The organism is Pseudorhodoplanes sp., assembly GCF_050250235.1.
In the GTDB taxonomy this organism is placed as follows: Bacteria; Pseudomonadota; Alphaproteobacteria; order Rhizobiales; family Xanthobacteraceae; genus Pseudorhodoplanes.
The window spans coordinates 1-11,458 of the sequence record NZ_JBFWPA010000164.1 but is presented as its reverse complement, the minus strand read 5'-3'; the positions used below and the strand labels follow the sequence as shown (position 1 = coordinate 11,458).

Here is an 11,458-nt window from a genome sequence, read left to right as displayed (position 1 = left end):
GTACATCTTGAAGCCACGCTCGATGCATTATACGCCGGCTGCGCTCGCGCGCTGGAGCTCGGCCGACGTGAAGGCGTGAACGGTGACGTATGTTCCCCAGTTCTCCGCCGCCTCGACCGCCGCGCGGAGTTCTTCCTCGGTGAAAGTCATCACGTCGATCGGGCTGAAGGGCGATGACACGCCGCCGCCCGCCGTGAGCTTGATCTGGGACGCGCCCAGCATGAGCTGTTCGCGGACACGCAAGCGTACTTCGTCGGGACTGTCGGCAAGCATGCTGCCACCGACTTTCTCCATGCGCGCCATCATGCCGCCGATGGTGCGTGGCAGATCGGACAATTGGCGGAAATCTCCGTGGCCGCTGGTCACGGTGATGATCGCTCCCGAAGGATAGATGCGGGGACCTGCGATGACTCCTTCGTCGATGGCCTGCTTCAGGCCAAAGGACGGTCCGCCGACGTCGCGGACGGTTGTGAAGCCGCGCATCAGCGTGTCGGATGCTTCCGCAGCGGCCGTGATATTGTTGTAACCGACGTCGCCATTGATCGCCTGCGCCGGATTCGGACGGATCAACATCGCGTGCCAATGAGCATCGATCAGGCCGGGCATGAGCGTCCGTCCGCCGCCGGCAACTACCGCTGTTCCCGGCTCCGCGTCGATCGTTGCTGTCGAGATACGCTCGATGATGTTGCCTTTGACAAGCACGTTGGAGGGCGCTGAGAGCGAACTGCTCTTGCCGTCGAAGATTCGAACGTTCTGGAAAAGCGTCGAAGCGGCTGTCGATGGCGGCGCCGGTGTCTGAGCGCTCGCCGTTGCGGAAAAAGCGAGAAGCGCGGCCGCAGTGACCAATAGGGGTTTCGACATCACGGATGCTTTCCTTCTATCGCTTGCCGAACTGCGTTGCGCCGGCAATGCCAGGCAAATTGAAATATGAATGGCGTGTGCGGCACGACGCCGATCGTTGACGTCATGCCGTACGAAAGGCGGGACTTGGAGCATGATCCCGAAAAGTGGAAGTCGGTTTCGGAAAAGATCATGCTCAGACAAAAAGATAACGACGGGTCTGATTCAATGCTGTTGAATCAGACCCGAGGGCTCGCGCTCTGGATCAGCGGCGCGGACGACCGCCGCTGCCGCCGCCGGGCCGGCCGCCGGCATGAGGAGGTCTGCCCGCATGCGGCGGGCGTCCAACATGCGGCGGGCGGCCGGCATGCGGGGGGCGGCCAGCATGCGGAGGACGCCCGACGTGGGGAGGCCTCACTCCCGGCCGTCGTGGCGGATGCCACCCGTGCCAACCGGAACCGCCGCCCCACCCGAAGCCGCGCCGCATCCGGTAGCCGCACCAGTACCAGCCTGGGCCGCGCCATCCGTCGAAGTACCAGCAATATTGCCGGCCGCGCCAGAAGCGCGCTTGGACATCGATGACGTTGCCGACGTCGCCGGCCGCTGCCCGAATGGCGTCAGGCAAGCCAGGGACGGTCGCCTTTGCCGGCGTGGCCAAAAAGAGAGTTCCGAGGATCAGAGGTAAGGCAGCTCGCATCTTGAGACCGGTCATTTGTTCCTCCTTCAGTACACCCAGGTTACGAACGAAGTTAGCAGGGCTCCTTTCACTACACGGACGTCTTCCTCGCACTGTCGCGGCGCGCACAATTCGCGGCGCGCGGACCTCGAGATCACGGCTCCGGGATTTCGCCCGGCCGATAACGGGGCAGGCCACTCGCCGGAAGGATTGCCAGCAGCGCAAGGCCCGCCAGGATCAAGAATCCGATCTTGAGCGCCAGCAGTCTTGATTCCGAATTGATGCGCAGCGCCTCCGCTTTCTGTTCCGCCGTCGCTGTCGTTGCGTCGATCACGCCCTTGAGCCGCTCGTTGCTCACAAAGGTGATGCTATCGAGGTTGACTTGAGACTGAATCTCGATCGGCAGCGTCGGATTCGAAGCCAACTGGCTCATCACTGCCGAACTCAACAATCCGACCAACAACGCGCCGGCGACAGCCGTTCCGACGGCGGCGGCAAGATTATTCGTCGTGCCGCGCAGGGAACCAACGTCGCCGGCCAATGTTTTCGGCGACGCCGTCACAAGAACGTTGAACAGGAGCGTAACGAGCGAGCCCTGCCCGATACCGAAGACGATCAGCCCGAAGAGAACGGGAATGGCGCTCCAGTCGTTACGCACGACGAATGCAAGCCAGATCAACGCCGCGGCGCACAATGCGAAGCCGAAGCGGCCGATCTGTCGCGGCGTGAACTTCTCGTAGAAGCGCACGATGAACATTGCGGCGAAGAAGACGGTCAGGTTGAACGGCAGCATGGCGATGGCCGTCGCCAAGGGCGAGCGCCCCTGCACGATCTGTATGTAGAGCGGCACGGAGAAATTGAGAGCCGCCTCGAGCGCGACGACCGAGAACATGGCGTAGACCGCCGCGCGCTCCTCGCGCGAGTCGAGAACTTCCAGCGGCAGCAGCGGCGTCTGATTTGCGGCCTCACGCCGCCGTGTCCAGAGAAGGAACGCCTGCCCCAGCATGATTCCGAGCACGATCATGATGGGAGCAGGAGACAGGCCGAGAACGTTGAACGGCGCCGTTGGCCGCGCCAGGGCCAATCCCCAACCGTTCAGGTTGTTGAATCCGAAGCTGATGAGGATGATCGCCGACGCGGCCAGTGCCACGCCGACCATGTCGATGCGTACGTCCGGGCGGCCGTGATCGGGTTTCAGTCGGAAACTGAGAAAGAAGACCAGCGCTGAAACGGCGATGAGGATGCCGAAAACGGGCCGCCAGCCGATATAGGTGCCGAGGACGCCTCCGATCAGGAATGCGAGCACGCCCGCGCCGGCTCGGGCGGACCCCAACGCGCCGAGCGCGGTGGCCTGCTGATTGCCGTGGTAATTTTCCGCGATGAGCGCGACGAGTGCCGGCACGATCACCGCGCCGGATGCGCCGCAGAGCGCTTGCGCAAAAATCATGATCGACGCCGCGGGGCTGAAGGTCATGAAGACTTGCGATACCCCGAACAGGATCACAGCCAAGCGAAACACGCGCAGGGCGCCGAAACGCTGCACCAGCTTGGCGCCCAGCATCACGAAGCCTGCCACGATCATCGAATAGGCGACGATGCCGGTTGCGACGACGGTCGGCGCCACGCCGAAGCTTTCGACCATGCCCCCGAGCGCAACAGGCAAAGAAGCCACGTTGAACGACATGATGGCCTGCCCGAGCGCGATCGCGATCATGGGGATCCATGACTCCCGGGCGACCGTTTCCACGGAATCCATCGGCGTCGTCGAAGCCATTGTTTGCCTCCCCGTCCCGGTTTAGGAGCGTCGTCGTGCGCTCGTTTTTTTCAGTCCGTCGATGACGTAAGCAGGTCCAGACCCAGTCGTTGGGACAGGAATTGAGCCACCAATTGTCCCTTCACGCTATTGCCCGCATCGTCCAGCGGCGGGGCAAAGGTGCCTAACCCGCCTTTGCCTGGAGATACGGTGACGATGCCGCCGCCGATTCCGCTTTTTCCCGGAAGGCCGATCTCGTAGAGCCAGTCGCCCGACGTCTCATAGAGCCCCGCCGTCAGCATGACCGCCAAGGCAAAGTGGCAGACCTCGGGCTTGACGATTTGGTTTCCGGTGAGCGGGTTGACGCCCCCATGCGTCAGCGTCGCGCCCATCACCGCAAGATCCTTAGCGCTCACATTCAACGAACATTGCCGTGTATAGAGGTCGGTCGCCTCGCGCGGATCACAATAGAGGCGGCCCATGCTTTGCAGCATCCATGCGATGCTTCGATTACGAAAGTTCGTCTCGGACGCCGACGCATAGACCTCCTCGTTCACCGAGAGGTCCCGACCGGCAAAACGTGAGAGGCCGTCGCGAATGAATTTCCATTTCTCCTCGGTGTTTGCGCCCGGAACCAAGCTTGTTGTCGCGATCGCGCCCGCGTTCACCATCGGATTGGTGCGCCCGTCGGAGCTGCGTTCGATGCCGGCGAGCGAGTTGAACGCATACCCCGTTGCGTTTACGCCGAGCCGTTCACGCGCTCCCGTCGCGCCGATAAGATCGCAGATCAACGCAAACAGAAACGGTTTCGAGACGCTCATGATCGTGAATTCGTGCTCTGCGTCACCGACGGAGAACACGCGGCCGTTGACGCCGACCACGCAGATGCCAAACAGTTCTTGAGGGACGCGCGCGAGCGCCGGATAAACTTGCGAATTCTCTCACAGCCTCACGGATGCAAAGCGCTCGTGGGCCTCGGAGACCAATCGGACGACCTGCTCCGCCGGCGGCAATTTGCCGGTCGAAATATATGGCTTTCCTTGCGGCTGAAGAGGATCCGACAAACTCCAGCACTCCTCTTTGCCCAACGGTAAACGAACTTTGCCGCCGCCGCAAAATGGCGGCAGGTATGCATTTATATGATCCGACGTTGATCTTGCGTACAACGGCGGCGGCTCGGCAACATACTAATGGCATTCACGAAGGTGGAAATGCCCGGTTCGAAGATGTTGGCAACGCCCTTACGCTGCACCTACGCCTTTCCTTAAAAGTGATCCGATTCCGGCGCCGCGTAAAGCTGTTATTCGAACGCGACTACGTCCTGCCCTCCAGATGGTCCTCGACATAAAATCTGACGATCGCGACCCGCGCGACGGCAACGAGCGGCATCGCGAGCGCTACGCCCAGGATGCCAAAAAGCGATCCGAGGATGACGATGGCCGTGAGGATCCAGGCCGGAGGAATCTCGATGGCCTGGCGCTGGATCAGCGGTCCGATCAAATATCCTTCGACCGATTGAATCACGGTGTAGATGACGAGCGACCAGATCACCACCGAACCTCCAAGCGGCATCGCGACGAGACCGATCGGTGCGGCCGCGGCGATGGGCCCGAGATACGGAATGAGATTGGATACTCCCGCTTGAAGACCGAGCAAAAACGGCGCCGGCAAGCCGATGAGATAAAGCACGGCGGCAACGCAAATCGTCATCAGCGCGATACGAACCATCTGTCCAACCAGCCAGAAACGCAGAACCGCTCCCATTTCATCCAGTACAGCGCGCGTGCGTGCGCGATGTGAAGGCTTGACCAGTACGACGATGCTTTCGCGATAGGTCAGAGGGCTGGCGGCGAATAGAATTCCAAGAAACAAAATGATGAAAATGTTCGTGAGGATGCCGGAAGCTCGGCCGAGAAGCGCCTGCGCGTGGCTCAGCAGTTTTCCCTGATCGGAGAAGAGCCATTGCGCAAGGTCGGTTCCTGTCTCCGGGCCAAGCGCATCAACGCCGTAGGACAGCAAGTGCTTTCGCAGAACGGCCAGTTGCGTATCCATGACTTGCAGGAGCATTCGCGATTGCTCGGGCAGCCCGTTCGCTCCCCATTTGAGGCCGAGCGCGGTGATCGCCGCGAGCGCGATCAGCACGAGCGTCAGCCGCCACGCGCGGCTGATCGGCAGCATGAGGCCGACGATTCTCGTTGCGGAATCGAAGAACGTGGCGAGCAGCACCCCCGCGAACACCAGCAGAAGGCTCGACGTCGTTTGCCAAACCAGGAAGAGGCCGGTGCCGACGACGAGCAACGCGAAGCCGGCCACGAAGATCTCGCGTCCGAGCGCCGCTCCGGGCTGCATCGCCACAAGCCGTGTCGCGCCGACGTCGGGATCGCGATTGTCCTTATCCTCTCGCGCAGGGTCGTTCATATGAGCGGCGCGCCGTTCGATTCACGCTTGCCGATATCGGCACGGTAACAAGCCCGCGAGTGGGTCATGTAAATGCAGCCGGAGCGATGGTTCGCTTCAAAAGCGAAGCGCAGCGCGTTGACAATTTTCACGTAGGGCGAAGCGTTCTTCAGCCGGCGGACACCGGCGTTTTCTCGCTGCCCTTCGGCAACCAAGCGGAAAAAAGCCATCCGATTCCATGCAGCAAAAGATCGATTCCGAGGAGAGCGCCCAAGAGAAAAGCACCGCTCGCAGGGAATCGCATCAGGATGATGACGCCTGCAAGAACACCGAACAGACCGGAGATCAGCAGTACGAGGCCGGCCGCATTCCAATTCGCGAGACTGATCAGAATGCGAATGATTCCCGACGCCAGCAACGTGAGCGCCAACACGTAGGTCAGGACGAATGCGCCGACGAGGGGTTGGTTCAAAAGCGCGAGGCCGAATGTAACGTAGAGGACCCCGAGCGCGACCTGCCACAGGATGCCGCCCCAGCCCTTCGTTCCAAATGCGTGAACGATCTCGAGCGCGCCGGCGGCGACCGCCATCCAGCCGATGAATATGGCGCTCACCAGGGTGAAGAACGCGACATCGGTGAGCACGACGAGGCCGATGACGCTGAGTACGACTCCCAGAAGAACCCGCACCCACCGTGCCGGAAGCTGTGCAATGCGGCGGCCCGACATCTCGTTTTCCAAATTGCTCATGACAGGCCGCTCCGATCAAAAAAATAAAGAAAGCGGATTAAATTTCGCCACCTATCGTCAGCATGAAGACATCCGCGCTTTACAGTAGAGCGCGGATGTCGCACGCTTGTAAAGCCGACCTCGCAGCCTGTCGGCTTTTCGTCCCATTGATCGGGAAGAGCTATGCCGGCGCAGCCGGCGTCTCGGTGCTTGCTTTGGCAAGCGCGTCGCGCAGCTTTTGCTCCTTCGTGTCGTCGAGAGAAGTCTTAAGCACCGTTCCGCCGGCATCTTGAATGTCGCGCAAAACCTTGTCCGGAGTCATGTTCTTCACCAGAACGAAGAGAGCGGCATTTCCCGGTTTTAGCGAGGCACTGAGATCTTTCATGAACGCGTCGTTGATTCCGTAGTCCGCCAGAAGTCCGCCGAGTGCGCCGGAGGCGGCGCCAAGCGCAACGCCGAGAATCGGATTAAGGAAAATCACGCCGATCAGAAGCCCCCAGAAGCTACCGGAAACGGCGCCGGTGGCTGTCGTGTTCACGAGCTGGTTCAGTTTCACCTGACCGTTTTCAGTCTTGGTGGCGATGACGGCATCGCTTAGCGTGATGAGATATTCTTTCTGAAGTTTGAGAAGCCGCTGACGTACTTCCTCGGCTTTCGCTTCCGTCGGATACACGATCGCTATCAGGTCGGACATGGGAAACCTCCGATGCTCTCAAGGGTGTCGCTTCGCATTCTAAAAAATCGCCAGTTTTAAAAAAACCCATATTTTCTGTAGGATTGTCCCGAAATGGAGATGAGCTGTTGCGCGGGCGGACCTCATTCGACGCGGTTGAATGAGAATCCTGGACTCGCGAAAGCCGCTGGGCTCATGCCTTCGCTCCGGGATATTGCTCGCGGTCTTCGCTGCCGACCGATCGGAGCTTCGCCATGATCCGGCTACGGCGGACGAGGCTTCGTTGGCGTTCGACCCTGCGCCGTGATCGAAGTTAGCGATAGATAGTCACCGGGCCCAGGTTTGGCAGCTGCCTCGTATCTTCAGCCAGACGGTCTTTCCGGAAGGCGGGGCATCCGTCCGAACATCGAACTCGAGGTCATCGACCGAGAGCGTTAGGACGGTGTGATCGCCTTGGAAATGACGATTGAGAATGGCGGCCTCTCGGCCATCGCTTGCGTGCGCCAATTCAATCTGTTCGGGACGCAAGAGCACGGTGACCTTGCCGCCGTCCGCCTCAGGATGGCCTGCCACGGGAATGGCGCCGATCAAGGTCTCCGCTTTGCTCTTCCGCATGACGCCATCGAGCAGGATGGCCATCCCGGTCAACCGGGCCACCTCCGCATTCGCCGGTGTGTTGTAAACCTCCGTCGGCGTTCCGCATTGCATGACAACGCCGTTGTTGATGACCGCCACAAGATCGGCGGCGGCGAACGCCTCGGCGGGGTCGTGGGTGACAAGCACCGTGGTCGTTCCCGCCTGCCGCAACAAGGCGACGACGTGCTCGCTCATCTTACGGCGCAGATCGAGGTCGAGCGCATTGAAGGGTTCGTCGAGCAGGATGACGCGAGGATGCGGCGCCATGGCTCGCGCGAGTGCGACACGTTGCTGCTGGCCCCCCGACAGCTCGTGCGGATAGCGGTCCGCATAGTCCGTGAGATCGACGAGGCGCAGAACTTCATCGACGCGCGGGCGTCGGAGTTGGCCGTGTCTGAGGCCGTAGCCGACATTTCGCGCTACGGTTAGATGCGGGAACAGGGCTCCTTCCTGCGGCACATAGCCGACGTTCCGGCGTTCGGGCGGAACGAACCGTCCTTTTCCCTGCATGACGGAAGAACCGAGATGAATCTCGCCGCCATCCGCCCGTTCGAAGCCTGCGATCAGCCGGAGCAAGGTGGTTTTTCCGCTCCCGGATGGGCCGAGAAGCGCGAGCATCGAGCCTTGCGGCACCGTGAGGTCGACACCGCTCAGAACCGTTTGTTGGCGATAGCTTTTGGTGATCGCGTGAAGTCGGATGCCGGTCATCGCAGATCGTACAATTCGGCGTTACCGCGGGTGAAGAAGTAGACCAGCGGCGCCGACACCAGCAGCAACAGCGCCGCAAAGGGCGCTGCCGCCGCGTATTGCCCGTCGTTTGCGTGCGACCACACCTCGGTCGCCAGCGTGGCAACGCCAATGGGCGCAAGCATCAACGTGGCGGTCAGTTCCCGCATCAGTTCCAGCACCATCAAGGCGAGCGCGGCGCCGATGCCCGGAAGGATGTTCGGCAACGTGATCGACGCAAAGGCGCCGAGCGGACTTCGTCCCAATCCTCGCGCCATCTCCTCCAGCCGCGGCTGCGCGAGCTCGACGGAGGCGCGCAGGGCCGATTGCGCGATCGGAAGGAACAGCATGGCATAGGCGACGAACAGCACGAACGCGGTCTGATAGACCGGGCGCGCGAAATGGATCGATAGGAACGTCAGCGCGAGCGCAATCACCAATCCGGGAAGGCCGTGGATCACGTAAGGAAGCCTGTCGGCCAAATGAGCGAGCCGCCCGCCGTGGCGGACTGAAGCGAAAACGAGCGGCAACGCCAGGGCCACGACGATCAATGCGCCGGGGAAGGAAAGGCCGAGAGACCCCATGATCGCCGGCATGATCTCCGCGCTGCCCTGGCCTCGCGATTGGCCCACGAACAGCCAATAGCCGATCGTCGCCATCGGCACGCCCAGCGACAGCATGGACATCAGGCAAAGCGCGCTGAAGACCGGAAGCCGCAGGCGCCCCAACGGCACCGGCGGAAGGGTACGCGCGCTGCCGCGGCCTATGCGGGAGACACGCCTTCCGCGCCGCAAGCGCATTTCTCCCCACGCCGCCGGCAGACAAAGCGCCATCAGCACCACCGACTGCAGCGCGGCTGACGCACTGTCGAACTGAAGCTCGTACGACTGAAAAATGGAGGTTGTGAAGGTCTGTACGCGCAGGAGCGATAGCGCGCCGAATTCCGCAAACATATGGGTGAGCACCAGGAGGGCGCCTGCGCCGAGTGCCGGGCGTGCTTGCGGCAGCACGGCCCCGAAGAACGTGGCCCAGGAACCGCGCCCGAGCGAGCGCGATACTTCCTCGAAGGCCGGGTCCATCCCGCGAAGAGCCGCGCTGACCGGTAGAAAAACGAGGGGGTAGACCACGATCGTCAAGATGAAGATGGCCCCGGTCATGCTTTCGAAAACGCTGTCGACCGACGCCCACGCATAGCTCGCCACGAAGGCGGGCACGGCAAGCGGCAGGCTTGCCATGATCCGCCATCCCGCTCGGCCCGGCAGGTCGCACCGCTCGATGCACCAAGCCATCGCCGTGCCGATCAAGCAGGCTCCCGCTGTCACGCCGACGGCGAGGATCACGGTATTCGCGAGCAACTCCAGCGTTCGTTCCCGCACCAGCTCCGAAACGATCCCCGCGGGGCCTGCCTGCCACGAGCGTAGCCCGACATAGACGAGCGGCAGACAGATAAGGAAAAGGGGCGGAAGCGTAGCGAGAACGAGCCAGAGGGGCGGCCACTCGGGCCGCCCTCTGTTCGTCCATGCGATCGTCAAGCCAGGCCTGCCTCGCGTTCGAGCACCAGAGCATCGGCCGCATCGCCGAGATCGTCCGGCGTGACGGGTGGAGGGTCGAGTTCGGCGAATGGCTTGAGGGCGTAAGGGGATTTGATGCCCGGGCGTATCGGGTACTCCGCAACGGAGTCGACGATGGCCTGCTGGCCGTCCGCACTGACCATGAAGGCCAAGAATTTTTGCGCCGCCTCCTGTTTTTTGCTCGACTTCAGGATGCCTGCGGCGGAGACCGTGATGAGCGCGCCCGGATCCTTGTGGCCGAAATAGAAAAGCGCCGATTTCATCTTGGCGTCGCCGACCTCTTTAGCCACGCTGAACCAGTAATAATTATTGACGAGGGCGGCGGCGATCTCGCCCGCTTCGACGGCTTTCATGGCCGCGCCGTTGCCGTTGTAGGAGCGGCCATGGGCCTTGAGGCCCTTCAGCCAGTTGAGTGCGGCCTCGCGGCCCTTCATCCGCTCGATCGCAATGATTTGTTCCTGGAAGGCGCCGCTGGTCGGAACGTAGGCGATCCTGTCTTTCCAGGACTCGTTTGCGAAACCGAGCACCGATCCTGGGAATTCGCTCTCCTTCACCATGGCCTTGTTGTACGCGACCACGCGTGAACGCATGCTGGCGCTAAGCCACGTGCCGTCCTTGGCGACATACGTGCTCGGCACCTGCTGCAACGTCGCGTCGTCGAGCTTGCTGAGCAGGCTTCTCTTCGAGAGAGCGGCGACTGGCGGACTTTCCTCCGAATAGAAAATGTCCGCAGGGGATGCGCTTCCCTCCTCGATGATCTGATTGGCGAGCTGGCTGCTGCCGCCCTTGCGGATATCGACCTTGATGCCGGTCGCCTTGGTGAAGGCGGCGACCAGCGCCGCTGTCGTGCGCGCATGCTGTCCGTTGTAGAGGGTCAGCGTGGTGTCGGCGGCCGCTTGCGCGGCCGTTCTCGCCGCGCTTCCGAAGGCGGCGGCACCGGTCAGCAAGGCGCTCGTGCGAAGAAAATGGCGGCGGGAAACGTAACGCATGTTCGAACCTCCGGCCTTCCACCACGTTGGTCGGCCTCGCGACGCATGGTGCGTGTCCTTTCCCTATATGCCTCGCATTTCGCTCGCAATCGCAATGATTTAAATCGATTCTAAGCTGGAAGGAGCATCGAGTGTCGGATGCCGTACGCCGCATGGACGCTTCCTACGAGCATCCGGTCATTCATCGCCGCTGACGGCGGCGGGCCTGTCGAGAAGGGCCTTTGAGGCTCCTCTCTCGCCCCCCACGACCGCCTGGCCAAAAAAATTCACTGCCCCGCTGAACCTGCATGCCCCTGTCCACGACAGATGAGTGGGAATGCACAACATAGACAGGGGACTTGGTCATGTTTCGGAAAGCAACTCTCGCAATCGCAGCGATCATCACTCTCGGCACCGCGACCACTCTCGTGACGGTCGATAGCGCGTCGGCCCGTGGCGGCCACGGCGGATTTCATGGCGGCGGCCACTTC

The 11,458-nt window shown here is 61.7% G+C and carries 8 protein-coding genes and 2 pseudogenes; 1 reads left to right on the top strand and 9 read right to left on the bottom strand.

The features are described 5' to 3' along the window. Window positions 1-30: 30 nt before the first annotated feature. Window positions 31-861: pseudogene (locus AB7F49_RS34360) on the bottom strand (amidohydrolase family protein); the annotation flags it as partial. A gap of 66 nt (window positions 862-927) precedes the next feature. Here AB7F49_RS34360 and AB7F49_RS34355 point away from each other — a divergent pair. Further along, window positions 928-1,422: a hypothetical protein gene (locus AB7F49_RS34355; protein WP_428530748.1), complete on the top strand. Its 495-nt coding sequence runs from the start codon at window positions 928-930 to the stop codon at window positions 1,420-1,422. 248 nt (window positions 1,423-1,670) lie between these two features. On the opposite strand, the gene AB7F49_RS34350 is transcribed toward AB7F49_RS34355, so the two are convergent. The 8 genes and pseudogenes from AB7F49_RS34350 to AB7F49_RS34315 all read right to left on the bottom strand — a co-directional run bounded on the left by AB7F49_RS34350 (window position 1,671) and on the right by AB7F49_RS34315 (window position 10,988). Further along, window positions 1,671-3,290 carry an MFS transporter gene (locus AB7F49_RS34350; protein ID WP_428530745.1) on the bottom strand — a complete coding sequence of 540 codons (1,620 nt, stop codon included), beginning with the start codon at window positions 3,288-3,290 and terminating at the stop codon, window positions 1,671-1,673. A gap of 50 nt (window positions 3,291-3,340) precedes the next feature. Further along, window positions 3,341-4,195 (bottom strand): annotated as a pseudogene (gene glsA, locus AB7F49_RS34345) (glutaminase A); the annotation flags it as partial. 388 nt (window positions 4,196-4,583) lie between these two features. Next, entirely contained in the window at window positions 4,584-5,687 is a 1,104-nt protein-coding gene (locus tag AB7F49_RS34340; protein WP_428530742.1) for an AI-2E family transporter, read from the bottom strand. Between the two features lie 148 nt (window positions 5,688-5,835). Continuing rightward, window positions 5,836-6,414, bottom strand: coding sequence for an HdeD family acid-resistance protein (locus AB7F49_RS34335; protein WP_428530739.1), 579 nt, complete (start codon window positions 6,412-6,414; stop codon window positions 5,836-5,838). A gap of 160 nt (window positions 6,415-6,574) precedes the next feature. Then, complete coding sequence (locus AB7F49_RS34330) at window positions 6,575-7,087, bottom strand: DUF1269 domain-containing protein (RefSeq protein ID WP_428530736.1); 513 nt, start codon at window positions 7,085-7,087, stop codon at window positions 6,575-6,577. 306 nt (window positions 7,088-7,393) lie between these two features. Continuing rightward, window positions 7,394-8,410, bottom strand: coding sequence for an ABC transporter ATP-binding protein (locus AB7F49_RS34325; protein ID WP_428530733.1), 1,017 nt, complete (start codon window positions 8,408-8,410; stop codon window positions 7,394-7,396). Then, window positions 8,407-9,804 (bottom strand): ABC transporter permease, encoded by a 1,398-nt coding sequence (locus tag AB7F49_RS34320; RefSeq protein WP_428530730.1) that lies wholly within the window; start codon window positions 9,802-9,804, stop codon window positions 8,407-8,409. The genes AB7F49_RS34325 and AB7F49_RS34320 overlap by 4 nt, the downstream gene beginning before the upstream one ends. 152 nt (window positions 9,805-9,956) lie before the next feature. Beyond that, window positions 9,957-10,988 (bottom strand): extracellular solute-binding protein, encoded by a 1,032-nt coding sequence (locus AB7F49_RS34315; protein ID WP_428530727.1) that lies wholly within the window; start codon window positions 10,986-10,988, stop codon window positions 9,957-9,959. Window positions 10,989-11,458: the final 470 nt, after the last annotated feature.

Excerpts from the sequence above, each read along its gene's own strand:
- AB7F49_RS34355 (WP_428530748.1), top strand. The coding sequence starts at position 928 with ATGAATGGCGTGTGCGGCACGACGCCGATCGTTGACGTCATGCCGTAC.
- AB7F49_RS34350 (WP_428530745.1), bottom strand. The coding sequence starts at position 3,290 with ATGGCTTCGACGACGCCGATGGATTCCGTGGAAACGGTCGCCCGGGAG.
- AB7F49_RS34340 (WP_428530742.1), bottom strand. The coding sequence starts at position 5,687 with ATGAACGACCCTGCGCGAGAGGATAAGGACAATCGCGATCCCGACGTC.
- AB7F49_RS34335 (WP_428530739.1), bottom strand. The coding sequence starts at position 6,414 with ATGAGCAATTTGGAAAACGAGATGTCGGGCCGCCGCATTGCACAGCTT.
- AB7F49_RS34330 (WP_428530736.1), bottom strand. The coding sequence starts at position 7,087 with ATGTCCGACCTGATAGCGATCGTGTATCCGACGGAAGCGAAAGCCGAG.
- AB7F49_RS34325 (WP_428530733.1), bottom strand. The coding sequence starts at position 8,410 with ATGACCGGCATCCGACTTCACGCGATCACCAAAAGCTATCGCCAACAA.
- AB7F49_RS34315 (WP_428530727.1), bottom strand. The coding sequence starts at position 10,988 with ATGCGTTACGTTTCCCGCCGCCATTTTCTTCGCACGAGCGCCTTGCTG.